Here is a 17,193-nt window from a genome sequence, read left to right as displayed (position 1 = left end):
GAAAACGACGGTATTATATCTTCGGTGGCAAGGCCCAGCTACCTCGAGGCTATTCAATTACATAGGGCACTTAAATTCCGGAAAATTGCTCAAGATGTTATACGAGGCTGTTATTAAAAATAATACGGCTATCTTTCCAAGATTCATTACCTGACTTTTTATGTTCCGCAATAAACGTGGGCAAAGCCATGCAGGTTTCTTTGCGCATTTGGCACTCTGTGGAATTTGGGTTAAGGTTCGTGGATTGTGAACAGCGAGGGAAAGCATGTGTTTTACCGGATAGCGGAAATTGTTGTTTTTTTGATGATCTTACTTTGGGTAGCGCTGCTGTTTAACGTGGGTGGAATGTCGGTGATGTTGAGTAAGTTCCTGATGCATCTTGAATCGCTCAGATAGCAAACTTTTACTTCGCAACCGGTCGGTTGGCGGCCCAAAATCAGGCCGCCTTTCCCAGAGCTGTATTTCTTAAAACTTTTAGAACGTCCAGCGCACCCCGCCGGTATAGCCCCAGCCTCGGGCCCCGTTACTGTTGATCTCCTTGCGGTAATCCACTTCGGCATACAGTGATAAATCGTTTTTAAAGGTCACCGTTCCCCCCGTGCCCAACTCTCCCATCTGCCCAAATTTACCGCTGGTAAAGGTGTGGCTGATATCGGTATTTTCAGCACCAATGGTGGTTTTCGCTTCACTGCCCCAGCCGCGAATATAGTTAGCCCTCAGGTATGGCGTATATTGACGCCCCTTCTCATCCACCCAGGTACGCTCTGCCCGCAGGCCCAGACGGCCAATGGTCTGGCTGTAATCCTGATAATCCACCGTGGTGCTGTCTTCGTCGGTGAAGTTTTCCATATTAATGCGGGTGTACATCAGTTGTGCCTGCGGTTCAAGTTTCAGGCCGTTGTCGAACAAATATGGATAACCGGATTCCAGCGAGGCACTCCAGCTCTTCGCCTTCGGCGAACCGACGTCGCTCTGACGCGGGATATCAGTTTCGCCACGGTGGTTATCAAATGACAACACGCCATCCATATAGAAACCGTTCTCGCGCTGCCAGGTCAGGTAAAGCGCCAGACTGTCGCTGTTGAACGTGGTGCTGCTAAATCCGTCCGCCGCCTGTGGCCGCAGTCGGCTGTTACCGTGGGTATAAGCCACGCCGCCGCGCAAGCTGTCTTTATCCCCGTCGAGGCGCAGCACGTTACCACCCAACTGCACCGCGCTGTAATCCATATCGAAGTCATAACCAAACTGCTTAAACCCAACGTTGGATTTATAGGTCATGTTCGATCCGATGTAGCGCAGGAACATCTCACCGCCGGGGCCATCTGACAGGCTTTGCTCATGACGCAGTTCGCCAAGACGTTTATGCAGATCGTCTATGATGGATGCGTTGTAGTAAGCCAGCGCCACCGGCGCTGAAATGTAGGACGGCACCTGGGGCGTAACCGCCGGGCGGCCCGGTGCACAGTTATCAATACCGTCGACTACGCAACCGTCGTCCGGTGGGTTAGTCAAAGGCTGAAGAGTGTTATCCACGGGCACATCCGGGTTTTCAGGAGTCCCGGGGTTCGTCGGGGTTATCGCTACCGGACGCACCGCTTTGTTACACGCATCGCCTTCGCAAACGTAAGCATTTCCGATGCGGTAATCCCAGAAGGTGTTATTGAGCCCACCGCTCACTGCACGCTGGTTGGCATCGCTGCTACCCGGCGCAAAGCTGTACAGATCATAGCGCCACGGCCCGGCTGCCAGATAGCCGCCCTTCAGTGCAAAGCTGCTGGCGCTGGCATTGCCCGCCACCTGTACCAGCGAAATCCCTTCGTAGGCGTCCATCGTGGAAGAGTGGTTGAGGTCGGTCTGTTTGCCGGTGCTGACGGCCGCCGGAGTGACATCCAGTGTAGTCGTCCCGCTGCTGGCGTTGCCGTTGATTTTCAGCCGATCGGTGAGCTGATTGCTTAGTACACCGCCGTCATTGAGGTTGGTGATCATTTTCACCACGCCGCTGTCGGAAACCAGATCGCCTGCGATGGTCAGGCTGTTACCCGGCGATCCGCTGCCGTTGGTCAGATCAATGGTGCCCGCGTTGGTGACGATCGCCGAATTCAGCTCACCGCCAGAAATCGTCGGGTTAATGTCGTTACCGGCAAACAGCGTGGACGTACTGTCTATGTTGACGTTGCTGTGCGCCAGTTTCAGGTCACCGGTCAGCTCCCACTGCGTGTTGTCGACGAAGTTAATTACGTTCCAGCCGTTACCGAGGTTGACGCCACGGGTCAGGTCATCGGTAGCAAAACTGCCGCCGCGTGACACAATCTTGGTAAAAGTCACCTCGTTATCGGTGCCGATCCCGCTGGTAATATGCCGGGTCTGCGACAGGTCTACGCCGTTGATATAGGCGCGGTTGACGTTACCCGCACCCAGCGTCAGGCTGCCGTCGAGCGTACCGCCGTTCCAGGTAATGGTGTCATCACCGTCACCGGTATTGATGTCACCCAGCACGCTGCCGGAAGTCAGAAGAATATTGTCATTACCGCCGCTTCCCGCGACGGCCAGCCCGCTGGCGGACGACGGCGTGATGGTGCCCTGATTCTCAAAACGTGCCGTCGTGCCGTTACTGAGATCCACCACCGGCGCCGTCAGGCTGGCTGAGGTCAGCACGCCGGTGTTCAGTACCGCGCCGGCCTTACCCGCCACCAATGCAGAACCGCCCGCGGGGTCGGTAATATTAACCGTGGCCGCCGTCACAACGTCGCCGGTGGTATTGGCGTTAATCCCGCTCCCGCCCGCGCCGCTGACGTTAAAAACGTAGCCGCTACCTAAGTTCAGCGCGCCCTGCGTGGTGGAGAGATCGGCCTGCGTAAAGTTAAACGCGGTGCCGTTGCCCGCGACATTGACCCGCAATGTAGAAGCTGGGTCAAACGCCGTGGCGGTGCGCACACCGCTGCCGTTGGCGAGAGTAATGGTCGAGTCTTTCACGGTGACATTCCCAGTCTCGGCGCGGTTTTCAATCCCGTTACCGCTGCCGCTAACATTCAGCGTCACGTTGTTCATCGACAAGCCCGCCGCCCCGGTATCGAGCAAGACACCCTGCGCCGTGCCACCGCTGGTGATGGTGCTGCCGCCACTGGTGAGTAACAACTGTGCGCCATCAGCGATGCGTATCCCGGCGATACCGTCATCGACATTAATCACCCCGGCGCGCGCCACGGTGGTTCCCGCCCCGCTGGCATCAATCCCTGCACCGTCGGCGACATGCAGCGAACCGTTGTTGGTCACGTTGCTGCCGGAGTTCGCCAGAATGCCGGTGCTGCCTGCGCCAGTCAGATTAAGCGCCCCGTTGTTAACCGCCACGCCGCCCTGTCCGGCTGACATGCCGGTACTGTTGGTACCGGTCAGATTAACCGCGTTCGTGTTGGTTATGGTCCCGCCCTGTAAGGCGTCCATGCCTGTTGCCCCCGTGCCACTCAGGGCCAAAATCCCGCTGTTAGTGGCATTACCGGTGGCTGCCGTCGCCATCCCGCTGCTGTTATTACCGGTAAGGGTGATCGTGCTGTTATTACTGATATTTCCTGCGGCCTGCGCCAGCAAACCGGTGCTGTTATCCCCGATGAACATCATCAGGCCGTTATTGATCACCTGCCCGAGATTGCTTGCAACGTAACCGTTGACCCCGCTGGTGCTGGCTGACAGCGTGGCGGCGCTGGTTAACGTCGTCGCCGCCGGCGCACCGCTGGCCGCACCGGTAAGGTCGTGTTTCTGGCCGTCGGCCAGACCACCGATGCTGTTCACACCCGTCAGCGTCAGCTGGCTTGCCGCATCCAGATTGCCGCTTGCCCCGCCTTCTGTAATGACGCCACGCGCGCCGCTGCCGCTGACAAGCAGGCTGGAACCTCGTGTGTTGAGGTTGGTGTTAAGGCCGGAACCCACCAGCGCCTGGCTGTCATTGCCGGAAGCGGTGAGGACCGAACCGCTGCTAAGCGCCAGCCCCGCACCATCTTCAATGCGGTAGAGCGTCGAGCGATCGGTTGAAGCGTTCAACACGCTGGTCGCGCTGTTAATGGTTGAACCGGCACCGACGGCGCGGTAAGCGATCTGGTCGGTATTATTGAAGGCCGGTGTAGCGGTGCCGGATACCGTAACCGTCGCACCGTTAACCGCTTCAGCCCCAATCGCGCCCACGCCGTTAAGGTTAATCAGTGAGCCATTGCTCAGGGTGGCGGTGGCTTTACTGCCACTGGCGCTGATCCCGGTCGTGCGAGAGGCCGTACTGCCACCGTTGACGTCAATTTTTCCGCTGGTGCTGGCGCTGGTATTCAGAGTACCTGTGCCGCTGTTGACCACTATCCCGGTGCCACCGTCATTAATAGAAATGTTGCCGGTGTTGGTACCGGTTGCCCCGCTTTCGACGCGAATACCCGTCGCGCCCGCACCGGTAAAGGTAATGTCGCCGGAGTTGGTGAGCCCAGCGCGGTTGCGGGCGATGTAGCCGGTTAAACCATTTTGCGCAGAAGTCAGTACCGCCGCCGAGTTCAGCGTGGTGTTAGGCGATGCCGAACCGCTGTTAGCCCCGGTTAAGGTATGTTTTTGCCCATCGGCAATCGCGCCAACGGCGTTGGCACCGGAAAGATTAATGGTGGTATCGGCATCAATGGTTCCTGTCGCTCCCCCTTCAACAATCACGCCGGTAGCCCCGTTACCAGAAACCTCCAGCGTGGCGTTTTTTGTCGCCACCACGGTGCCACCCGTGCCAGTGCCGATAACGCCGACCGAGTTTGTACCCGACGCGGTCAGTGACAGATCGGTGCCATCAAAGTCTGCGCCCTGTTCAAGGCGGAACAGCGTTGAACCGGTCGTAGTGACATTAAACGCATTATTGCCGATGGTGTTGATTTTTGCATTCGGGCCGTAGGCGAAGAAGGCGATCTGATTGCTGCCGCCGGTGAAGGTCGGAACCGCCTGGGCGGCCACATCGACGGTGGCATTACCGCGCGCATGCACACCGATTGCACCGTTGCCCGACAGATTGATCGGTCCGTCAACTTCCGCACTGGCGGTGCCGGTTCCCTGTCCTTCAACCCATACGCCGAAATTGCGCGTGCCGCTGGCCGGGTCTGCGCCGCCTGCCACGTTAATGGTACCGGTTGAATTGGCGGCCGCCGTACTTCCTGCCGTGGCAATGACTTTGATCCCGGTGGCGTTGACCCCGTTGAGATTGATAGTACCGGCGTTGTTGATATTGCCGCCGCTGCCCGCATTGACTACCGACATGGCAATATTCTCGCGCGGCACCGTCGTGGCTTTGCCGTTAACGTCGATGTTGCCGTTGTTAATCATCGTGGTTGCATTGCCGCCGTTGGCAAACATGCCCGCGCCGTTCTGCACCTTCGAGCCAATCACTATGCTGCCGTTATTGACGCCGCTGCCACCGCTGTTCACTTGCACTCCGGCAGTCAGCCCGCTCTGGTTGACCGAGATGTCAGTTGTGCTATCGGCCACGCCGTTCTGCGGCCCGCGTCCGAGATAGATATTGCCCCCGGCGTTGTTTACAAAGCTCGCCGTTGCGTCGCCGACCAGCACCCCCGTCGTGCTACCGGTAGCGCTGGAACCGTTAACGCCGACATTAATATTGCCGCTGTTATTCGCACTTGAACCCACGCCGAGATTGATGGCCGATGTGGTGCCACCGGTGGTGGCGAAGTTGACGATGCCGTTGTTGGTAAAGGTGCTGTTATTGAGTACCTGAACGCCGTTGGACCCCAGCCCGGTGGTGCTCACCCCCGTGCCATCATTTTTGTTAACAAAGCCGCCGTTGATCACGCCATTGTTGACGCCTGCGCTGTTGTCAAGATACAGCGCTGAACCATCCCCTGAAGAACTGGCACTGCTGACCTTGCCGTTGACCGTCACCAGCGCGCCGTTGGAAGCATGGATAGCCCCGCCCGTGGCGCCAATCACTTCCAGTGTTTTACCGGCGGCTACGTTCACTTTGGCATTCGCCCCGCTGGCATTGATGACAATACGATTGCCGATAGCCTGTGCGACGTCATCGTTCGGGTCATCGGCTGAGATGGTGTAATCGATGGTGGTGTTGGTCAGCGTAAACGCTTTTTTGAAGTTGGCCAGGTAGGTGCCCTTGTCCAGATTGCCGGACTGAAGCTGACTTATCAGCCAATCGTTATAACTTTTCAAGCCAGCGGCCGTGGTGACGTTGAAGTTATTGGCCTGATTATCTAACGTCTGCACCGTAAACGCGCCGCTGTAGGTGATCACGTTGTTGACCGCAAACTGGCGCGGGACGTTCGGCGTCGCCGCCGTACCGGTAAAGGTAATGCGGTTATTGGAGTTCCAGTTGAGCGTGGTATCCACTCCCCCGCTTCCGTCAACGTTGAACAACGTGCTCTGCTTGGCCGCCATACTCCAGCCGTTGGTGCTGGCCGTGGACACCGAATTTGCCTGACCGATATTGACGTTGAGCGTGCCGCCGGTGTTCACGTCGGCAATGCGGGTGTTGATATATTGATTGTCCCCCACGTTCACCACGTCAGCGACGACGGTACTGGCATTGATCGGCGCCAGTGCAACCAGACTGCTCGGGTTATAGACCTGAAAGGTGGTATTCCCGCCGGTTGTCGGGTCAGGGATGGTGATACCAAAATTTGCCGGGCCGATATCCAGACGGTCCGCACCAATGGCGCCATGCGCATTCACAATGCGATTAAGCCCCTGCAATGCGCCGAGCGTTGAGTTGACGGAACCATCAATCCCCGTCTGAAAGAGCTGATTCCCGGTCAGGTCCACCATGTTGCCATTGGTGACAGGAACGCTTCCAAACAGCTGATCGTTAGCCACCGGATTATATGCCTGTAAAACCACGGCATAACCTGTATTAGGGAAGAGGACAGCGGAAGGTGAAGCAATCACGGCGAGAACGGCTAAGGCAACGTTTGATAAGGGTTGTCGGTGATGCATAAAGACTCCGGCAGGTAAATTAAACAACGTTGTTAGTCATTAATTCCTCCGTGAATCAGTTCGAATAAAGTCGATAGAAATCCTTTTGTCAGAAGTGGCCCACTGAAAACACCCTGCGCTGAGCGACAGAAATGATTTCATTGATAAATTTAGGTTAAGTTAACGTATAGATTATGTAATAGAATTGCGCAAAATATGAAAATCAGTTTAATTATGAATAATTTTCATACAGCCTAAGGGCTTGTTTTATCGGACAGAAAAATATTGCTAGATTGCTTTGATATCGTTAATTTTCAGATATTTGTGTAGTGGTGATAATGTTTGATGATAAGAATTATCATTATAATTTATGTTTCTAAGGCTACCGGGAAGTCAAAGCAGTAAGTTTCCGTGCGCCGGGATGAAAATAGCCCTTAATAATTCGCTATTTTGAACGCTTTTACTTACCATTCCTTACAAATACAGTGGCACTAACTGCCAGCCCGGTGAAATGATTCCACGCCAGTAAGGGTTGCGGCGCGCAGTGACTCCGATCCTTAATGACAGGACAAAGGTTCAAATAATGGATTTATTACGGTTTTTACTTCGTCTGCCCTTTACCCTGATCAAAGGCGTGTGCTGGGTTGTGTGCAAAGTCTTCTGGCTGATCGGCCGGATTTTCCGCCCGGTGATCGGCAATATTGAGTGGCGTGCGCCGGGCTGGGCAACGAAAAGTGCCCGTGGCCTGAAAAATGGTTTTAGCCGCCTGGAACGTGGGGTCGATAATCACCCGAAATCCGTGGGCGCAGCCGTGCTGCTGCTGATTCTACTGGCCGTCGGCGGCTTTTACGGTTACCACGTCTGGCTTAACCGCCCGCAGCCGATTGAACCGGCCCCGCTGGTCTATCAGGAAACCACGCTGCGCGTTTCACCGCCGCAGCTGATTAACTACAACACCAACAGCCGTCTGCCACAGGAAATTACCCTTAATTTCAGAAACTCGGTGGCACCGATCACGCTGGTGGGTAAAAACGTCGATCAGGGCATCAGCTTGTCTCCGGCCACTGACGGCCAATGGCAGTGGCGTAATGCCTCCACGCTGGTATTTACGCCGAAAGCCCCGTTGCCGATGGGCGCGACCTACAAAATCAAACTCGATCCGGCCAAACTCCTGGCCCCGCAGAGTAAAATCACGCAGACCGAATATGACGTCAGCGTGCCGTCGTTTGATTACCAGCTGGGTCAGGCCGAGTACTATCAGGACCCGCAGGATCCCAAAAAGCGCAGCGCGATTTTCCGCGTACAGTTTAATGCGCCGGTGGATGTCGCCAGTTTCGAAAAACAGATTTCACTGGGACTGACCGAGGGCAAAGAGACGCCGGAGAAAAAGCTTAATTACTCACTGGTCTATGACGAGAAAAAACTCAACGCCTGGGTGCACTCTGAAGCCTTACAGGCGCTGGATCACGGCGGTTCGGTGCATCTGGCCGTGGGTGAAGGTGTGAAATCTACCGCCCCGTCTCAGCCGACGGCAGCGAAGAAAAATAACTGGGTGGCCGTCCCAACACTCTACAGTCTGGCGGTGAAAGACATCAGCGCCACGGTCGTAGACGCCAACGATAATAAGGGTGAACGCGCCCTGATCGTTGCCCTGAGCGATGCCGTAAAAGATAAAGAACTCGGTAGTGCGGTGAAAGCCTGGCTGTTGCCGCAAAAAAATCCGAAAAACAGCGATAATGACGATGATGACCAGAACGCCGTCTATCCGTGGGATATGTCGGAAGTTGACACCGGTATTATCAGGCAGTCCACGCCAGTAAAACTGACGCTTAACGATGCCGAGCAGGAGTATCAGCCGCAGTTCAGCTTTAAATTTGATGCCCCCGCGAACCGCTACATGCTGGTTGAAGTGACCAACACACTGACCTCGTTTGGCGGCTACAAGATGCCGGAAAAACGCTATCAGTTGATCACCGTACCGGACTATCCGACGTCCCTGAGCTTTATGTCACAGGGTTCGCTGCTGTCGATGAGCGGCGAGAAACAAATCAGCGTGGCGGCACGAAACGTGCCGGGCCTCAAACTCGACATCAAGCGGGTGATCCCAAGCCAGTTGCAACACATCGTGTCGTTCAAAAGCAGTGACTACTCCTCGGCACAGTTTAACCGTCTGGGCGATGAGTATTTCACCGAGCACTTCGAATACACCAGCGCGGTGAACAACGATAAACCGGGCGAAGCCAGCTATCAGGGCATCGATTTGTCGCGCTACCTGTCGGATAACCCTAACGCCCGCCGTGGTGTCTTCCTGCTGACCTTGTCCCCTTGGGATCCGGCTAAAAAAGAGACCAAAACTGACGACGCGGCGCAGGATGATCAATACAGCAGCGAAAGTGGCGACGATGAAAGCGAAGCCAGCGTCGGCGACTCACGTTTCGTGGTCATCACCGATCTGGGCATCATCAGCAAGCGTTCGCAGGACAAAACCCGCGACGTGTTCGTCCAGTCCGTGCATTCCGGCCTGCCGGTCGCCAATGCCAAAGTGTCAGTCATCGGCAAAAATGGCGTGGCACTGTTAACTCAGACTACAGACGCCGACGGCCATGCCCGTTTCCCGTCGCTCGACGTGTATAAAAATGAGCGCCAGCCGGTGATGTTCCTGGTAGAAAAAGAGGGCGACGTCTCCTTCTTGCCGACCGGTGAATACAATGACCGGGGTCTGGATCTGTCGCGCTTTGATATCAGCGGCGAAGAAACCCCGTCCGACCCGCGCACTCTGAGCAGCTATTTGTTCTCCGACCGTGGCGTTTATCGCCCCGGCGACACCTTTAATGTCGGTCTTATCACCCGTACCGCCGTGTGGGGGAACAGCCTGGCAGGCGTGCCGGTTCGCGCTGAAATCCGCGACCCGCGCGACACGCTGATGACCACCCAACCGCTGACGCTCAACGCCAGCGGCTTTAACGAACTGAGTTACACCACCAGCGAAAGCTCACCCACCGGCGAGTGGAATGTCTATCTGTACCTTATCGGCAAAGACAAAGACGCCTCTACCCTGCTCGGCCGCGTGGCCGTTAATGTCAAAGAGTTCGAACCCGACCAGTTGAAAGTCAAACTTCAGCTCACACCTGACCGTAAACAGGGCTGGGTTAAACCGTCTGAACTGAAAGCCAATATCGACGTTCAGAACCTGTTCGGTACGCCCGCGCAGGAGCGTCGTGTAACATCAAAACTGACGCTGCGCCCGATGTACCCGAGCTTTGATCAGTTCCCGGATTACCTGTTCTATGAGAACCGCACCAACAGTGACGGTTTCGAAACTGAACTGCAGGACCAGACCACCGACGTTGATGGCAAAGCGGCTATCCCGCTGGATCTGAAGTCCTACGCGGACGCCACCTATCAGTTGCAATTGCTTTCCGAAGCCTTTACCGCCGGCAGCGGGCGTTCAGTCGCCGCCACCGCGCGCGTATTGGTATCGCCGTATGATTATCTGGTCGGCGTGAAAGCCGACGGGGATTTGGGTTATATCAACAAGGGCGCGGAACGTCATCTCAACCTGATTGCGGTAAATCCGTCGCTGGAGAAAATCGCCCTGCCGGATCTGACCCTGTCACTTATCGAACAGAAATACATTTCGGTGCTGACTAAACAGGACTCTGGCGTCTACAAATACCAGTCGAAAATGCGTGAAGTGCCGGTCTCCGACCAGCCGCTCTCAATTGCCGCTGCCGGTCAGGATCTGCTGCTGGAAACCCGTCAGCCGGGCGATTACGTGCTGGTGGTCAAAACCGCGCAGGGCCAGGTGCTCAACCGCGTCTCTTATAGCGTAGCGGGCAACGCTAACCTTAGCCGTTCGCTGGATCGCAATGCCGAACTGAAACTCAAGCTCAACCAGGGTGAATACCAGCCGGGTGAAGAGATCGAGATTTCCATTAACGCGCCGTACACCGGCAGCGGTCTCATTACCATCGAAAAAGATAAGGTCTACAGCTGGCAGTGGTTCACCACCTCCACCACCAGTTCAGTGCAGAAGATCCGCGTTCCGGTCAATATGGAAGGCAACGGTTACATCAACGTGCAGTTCGTGCGGGACGTCAATTCAGACGAGATCTTCATGAGTCCGCTGAGCTATGGCGTGATGCCGTTTAAAATCAGCACCAGCGCGCGCAAAGCCGGGCTGGAACTGACCGCACCAGAGGTGATTAAACCGGGGCAGATGCTGCCGATCACAGTGAATACCGATTCGCCGCAAAACGTGGTGGTGTTTGCCGTGGATGAAGGCATTTTGCAGGTCGCCCGCTATAAACTGAAAGATCCGCTGGAGTACTTCTTCCGCAAGCGTGAGCTGAGCGTAGAAAGCGCCCAGATTCTGGACCTGATTTTACCGGAGTTCAGCAAACTGATGTCACTGACCTCAGCACCGGGCGGTGACGCCGGTGAAGGGTTGGATCTGCACCTCAATCCGTTCAAACGTAAGCGCGACAAACCGGTCGCCTTCTGGTCCGGAATTGCACCGGTCAATGGCCGGGCGCAGTTTAACTATCCGGTACCGGACTACTTCAACGGTAAAATCCGCGTGATGGCAATTTCCGTCACGCCGGACAAAATCGGTACTGCACAGACCGGCACCACGGTACGCGACAACTTCATCATGACACCGAACGTGCCGTCGATGGTCGCCCCTGGCGATGAGTTTGATGTCAGCGTCGGCGTAAGCAATAACCTCGAAGACGTGGGCGATCAGCCGGTCGCCATCAGCGTGAATCTGACCCCGCCGCCGCAACTGGAAGTGATCGGCAATGCCACACAGTCGCTGACGCTTGCCACCAAACGCGAAGGTAACCTGACCTTCCGCCTGCGTGCCAAAGCGGCACTCGGCGATGCGCCACTGGTCTTTAACGCGACCTATGCTGACAAGAGCAGCCGCCGCGTCATCAGCACCTCGGTGCGCCCGGCCATGCCATTCCGCACTCAGTCAGTCATGGGGCGAATGAGTGGTAAAGACCAGACGATTGATCATCTGCGCACAATGTTTGATGCCTATGCCAAACGCGATGCCCGCGTGTCGAACTCACCGCTGGTTCTGACCAGCGGACTGGCGCAGTATCTGGAGGATTATCCGTACTACTGTTCCGAGCAGATTGTCAGCCGCTCTATTCCGCTGATCCTGCAAAGCAAGTATCCGGAGATGAAGGGCAAACTGACCCAGATGGCGGTCAACACCCAGCTCAATAATATGCTCCGTACCCTGCGTTCACGGCAAAATGACAGCGGCGCGATTGGCCTGTGGCAGTCCTCACCGGTCGCCGATCCGTTCATCACGCCGTATGTTGTGCAGTACATGTTGCTGGCAAAATCCGCCGGTTATACCCTCCCTGCCGGAATGCTCGAAGATGCCAATGCGGCGCTGCGTGAACTGGCGGCCAATAACTATGACGACCTTTATCACCTGCGTTTGCGTGCATTTGCGGTTTACCTGCTGACGTTGCAGGGCGAAGTGACCACCAACTCGCTGGCTTCTGTGCAAGACCGCCTGCAAAAAGGGTACGCCAGCAGCTGGCAGACCGACCTCAGCGCGCTCTATCTGGCGTCCTCTTACCGTTTACTGAAAATGGATGACGAGGCCAACAAACTGTTGCAGCCAAGCTGGAATGAACTGAGCAAGGCCTACAATACCGCATGGTGGTCACAGAACTACTTCGACCCGCTGGTGCAGGACGCCACGCGTTTGTATCTCATCACCCGTCATTTCCCGGAGAAAGCGAAGTCGATTCCACCGCAGGTATTGGAGAACATCGTGCGTTCACTGAAAGAAGAGCGCTACACCACTTACTCTTCGGCCATGAGCATTCTGGCGCTGGATAGCTATTCCAGCCAGATTGCCGCGCAGACCAACGCCAACGATCTGAGCATCACGGCCATCAGCAAAGACAAAGCCGTTCAGCCGGACGTGATTTCTACGTTGCAAGGCCTGTTTGCGCAAGGGAACTTCAGCGCTGATACGCAGGCGATTCAGTTCACCAACCCGAATGACGCACCGGCATGGTATGTGGTCACGCAGTCAGGTTACGACGTACAGGCTCCGCAGAAAGCCATTTCTCGCGGTCTGGAAATCACCCGCGACTACACCGATGATCAGGGCAAGCCGGTGACGCAGGTCACGCTGGGTGAGAAGATCAATGTGCATCTGAAAATCCGCGCGAATGCCAAAGAGGGGCTGAATAATCTGGCGATCGTTGATTTGCTGCCGGGCGGCTTCGAAGTGGTGCAGCAGACCACACCAGAACCGGAAAGCGAGGGTGAGAATGCAGACAGCGAGGCTCCGGCCGATAACGTCTGGCGTTCGCCTATCGCCGCCAACGGCTCGACCTGGCAACCAGATTACAGCGACGTTCGCGATGACCGGGTGATCATTTACGGCAGCGCCAGCACCGAGGTGCAGGAGTTTGTCTATCAGATCAAGTCCACGAATACCGGCAGCTTCGTGATACCGCCAGCCTTTGGTGAAGCAATGTATGACCGTGAGATCCAGGCGTTGTCTGTCGGTACGGGCAACATCGTGGTGGTTCCGGCCGACGTTAAAAAATAACGTATGCTGAACACCGCTTCGCTAAAACATCTCTTACAAAACGGCCTGATGGCCGTTTTTTTGCTGGCACTGGTGGTCATCGGTTTTCGTCTGTGGCCCCATCCTCCGCTGTCTCAGGGGCTGCCTTTTTCCAGCACTTATTACGATAGGGATGGCGTGCTGCTGCGCATTACGCTCGCCAATGACGAACGTTATCGCACCTGGACACCGCTGGAACAGATTTCGCCGCTGGTGGTACGGGGCATTCAGCTGCATGAAGACAGCTGGTTCTATTATCATCCGGGCTTTAACCCGGTCAGCCTGCTGCGCGGCTTCTGGCGCAGCTATATTCGCGGTGCCAAGTTGCAGGGAGGCTCGACGCTCACCATGCAGCTGGCGCGTATGCACTGGCATCTCAATACCCGCACGCCGTCGGGTAAGCTCTGGCAGATTGTCCGCGCCGTACAACTTGAACTGAGTTATTCCAAACACGATATTCTCGAGGCCTACCTCAACTACACGCCGTATGGCCGCAACATTGAGAGCATCGGCGCGGCCAGCCTGATTTACTTCGGCAAAGCACCACAGGATCTGACCCTGCCGGAAGCGCTGACGCTGGCGGTGTTACCGCAGTCACCCAGTTTTCGTATTGATACAAAAACCGGGGTACTTGGCAGCGCACTCAACTCTGCCCGCAACCGGCTGTTTGCCCGCTGGCAACAACACTACTCCACCGACAGCAGCCAGAACGCGCTGTTTAAGCTGCCGCTCAGCCTGCGACAGCCCGAACAAATGCCCTACATTGCGCCACATTTTATTGAGCAGATCCGTCAGGACCACCCTCCATTACAACGCACCGACAACCGCGTCGATACCGAACTGGACGCCGGTCTGCAACGCCTGGTGGAGAAACAGATTGATGCCTTTATCACCCGTAATGCCAGCCGTGGTATTCATAATGCGGCGGCGCTGCTGGTCGATACACGAGATATGGGCGTCCGGGCACTGGTCGGTTCCGCCGACTACTACAACCGTGAGATTCAGGGACAAGTGAACGGTACGCGTGCCAAACGCTCGCCGGGTTCCACCCTTAAGCCCTTTATTTATGCGCTGGGCCTCGAACAGGGTGTGCTGCACCCGATGACTATCCTCAAAGATGTACCTTCCACCTTTGGTGCTTACGCGCCAGAGAACTTCGACCGGCGTTTTCTCGGGCCGGTGACTGCCACCGATGCACTGAACTTCAGCCGTAATATTCCGGCCGTGTATGTAGCATCCAGACTGCGCGACCCAACGCTGTACCAGTTTATGCGCCTGTCCGGCGTCGCCAATATGGCCAGTGAAAATCATTACGGCCTGTCGTTGGTGCTGGGCGGTGGTGAAGTCACCGTACAGGAGCTGGCAAAACTGTACGCCCTGCTGGCAAACCGTGGTGAACTCAAACCCCTGCGGCTGCGAAAAAGCGATCCGTCTCCTGCACCGGTTCGCCTGCTCAGCGAAGAAGCCAGCTTCATCACCCTCGACATGCTGCGCCAGCACCGCCGCCCCGGTGACACGCTGGCACAAAAGCAAGCCAGCCTGCCGGTCTACTGGAAAACCGGTACGTCATGGGGATTTCGTGACGCCTGGACCGCCGGGATTTTCGGGCCTTACGTGCTCGTCGTGTGGGAGGGGAATTTCGATAGTAAAGGCAATGGTGCTTTTGTCGGTGCCGACGCAGCCGCCCCGCTGTTCTTCAATATCATCGACAATATTCAGGCGAATTATCCGACGCTGCGCGAACCGAAACACCCGTGGCCGAAACAGCTGAAACGGGTAGACATCTGTCTGGCGAGTGGCGATCTGCCGACGCAGTGGTGCCAGCAGGTGGGTAAAACCTGGTTCATTCCGGGAAAATCGCCGATTAAAGTCGATACTATTTACCGGCCTGTGGTGCTGGATATCCACACCGGCGAAATAGCCTGTCCGCCGTATGAAGCCGGTGAAACCCGCACCGAAGTGTACGAGTTCTGGCCTTCCGATCTGGCTAACGTCTTCGCTCAGGCCGGGCTGCCAAAACGTGCCCCACCGGGAACCGGGCGATGCAAAAATGACGGCCCGTCGGTCAGCGGTAATCCGCCGCGTATCACCTCGCCGCTGCGTAACACCACCTACACGCTGCGCCAGTCACAGCAGGGGCGTGACAGCATCGTGTTCAACGCCACCACCGACGCAGACAGCAATACGTTGTACTGGTTTGTTGACGATATTTATCTCGGCAGCAGCGCCAGTAAAACGCCCATCCAGTGGCGGCCAGAGAATAATGGGCAATACCGGATCCGTGCGGTAGACGACCACGGGCGCGGGGATTCGCGGATGATCAAAATTGAGATTGTGAACTGAGAGGCAAAGCGGCTGAGGTTATCAAGTAAAATCCCGGCAACAGGGCCGGGATTTTAAATATGGCAACTTTATAAAATCGCCCTTCATTTTGAAATTAATCTGTTTTATTCTCTAACAAACCTCTACGCTTTATTTCCTGAAATATAAGATAAGGAACATTAATTTCCTGAGATATCAACCGATTATGAACTATTAACTGACTGGCATTCTCATAACCTGGTGCCCACAGGTCATTATTATCATCCACATCTTTATAAACAGAAATTAATGGCTTCTCCCACGCCGCTGAAATATGAACTATCGACGTGTCTGGCGATATAACCAAATCGACCTCATGAATCAATGCCATAACGTGGTGCAATGTTTTAAAGGGATTAATCACGACATTATCAGGCAATGGTATTTTTATTTCATTTCGATGGTCAAGGAGGATTATTTCAACATCATTGCATACCTCATTGACATGCTTAATTATTTCTACCATTTGCTCTTGTGAGAAACATCGTTCCTTATTCCCTGCGAAGACATTAACAACTACCTTACGTTTATTTTTAAAGGCATCTAAAAACCGTTTAACTTCGTCAAGAATATCATTGGGTATATGTAGATTATATGGCTTTAGGCTTAATGAACTTATCCCCATATACTCAGCTATCAACTCAACTGTTTTGGTTATATGTTCTTTTGGGTTTTCAAATGAGAGTGATATACTGTAATGATTGATACCCTTCCATTTATTAAACCCCAACACTGACTTAGCATTTATTTCGTGCAACAGCTTCATCCTATGCACAGGAATATCGAACAAAGAAGGATCAATAACTAAGTCGTAATTATTTTCTCCTAAGGTTTTAGTTATTGAATTCTGCACGCTATGGTTAAACCCCTTGAGATAAACCTCAGTACATACATCCTCTGCTTCATAGATATTTCTGACACATGGATTGTACTTCATGACTGCGCTACTGGATTTAGTCAGTAAAATATCAATGATATAACCGGCCTCATGTAAGCTATTAACAAGTGGGGAATAAACCACCATATCGCCAATGGTGCCTTCATTACGCAGAAGTAATATCTTTTTTATAGATTTTAGATCTAAGGTGCTTCTTTCTCTCTTGTCCCAGATGATTTTTGCTAAATATATTTTTATAATCGCTCTTACTTCTTTCATGAAGTAATTCTTACGTCTATTTAGCTCTCTGAGCTTCCTGAAACGACCTTTTGATATTGAAATAGCAAAATCCTTTTTCATACAATCTCCATATAAATCAAATTAAAACATCTTCGAAATT

At 54.5% G+C, this 17,193-nt stretch carries 4 protein-coding genes; 2 read left to right on the top strand and 2 right to left on the bottom strand.

All coding sequences use genetic code 11. From position 1 onward, the window contains the following. Positions 1–474 precede the first annotated feature (474 nt). Positions 475–6,966, bottom strand: a complete 6,492-nt coding sequence (locus tag ACZRKO_RS02430; RefSeq protein WP_463735672.1) for an autotransporter outer membrane beta-barrel domain-containing protein — start codon at positions 6,964–6,966, stop codon at positions 475–477. Positions 6,967–7,528: 562 nt separating this feature from the next. On the opposite strand from ACZRKO_RS02430, the gene ACZRKO_RS02425 reads away from it, so the two are divergent. Together ACZRKO_RS02425 and pbpC are read left to right on the top strand one after the other, a co-directional pair. Continuing rightward, the gene (locus ACZRKO_RS02425) at positions 7,529–13,537 is read left to right on the top strand and encodes an alpha-2-macroglobulin family protein (protein WP_463735671.1); all 6,009 of its coding nucleotides are present in this window, start codon (positions 7,529–7,531) and stop codon (positions 13,535–13,537) included. Positions 13,538–13,540: 3 nt separating this feature from the next. Further along, on the top strand, positions 13,541–15,898 hold the full coding sequence (pbpC, locus tag ACZRKO_RS02420; protein WP_463735670.1) for a penicillin-binding protein 1C: 2,358 nt from the start codon (positions 13,541–13,543) through the stop codon (positions 15,896–15,898). A 94-nt stretch (positions 15,899–15,992) separates the two neighbouring features. Here pbpC and ACZRKO_RS02415 read toward each other — a convergent pair whose 3' ends face one another. Then, positions 15,993–17,153: a glycosyltransferase family 9 protein gene (locus ACZRKO_RS02415; protein ID WP_463735669.1), complete on the bottom strand. Its 1,161-nt coding sequence runs from the start codon at positions 17,151–17,153 to the stop codon at positions 15,993–15,995. Between the last annotated feature and the right edge of the window lie 40 nt (positions 17,154–17,193).

The sequence above is a fragment of the Ewingella sp. C233 genome (assembly GCF_055407225.1).
The sequence above is the reverse complement of the archived record's forward strand: the minus strand, read 5'-3'. Positions and strand labels throughout refer to the sequence as shown.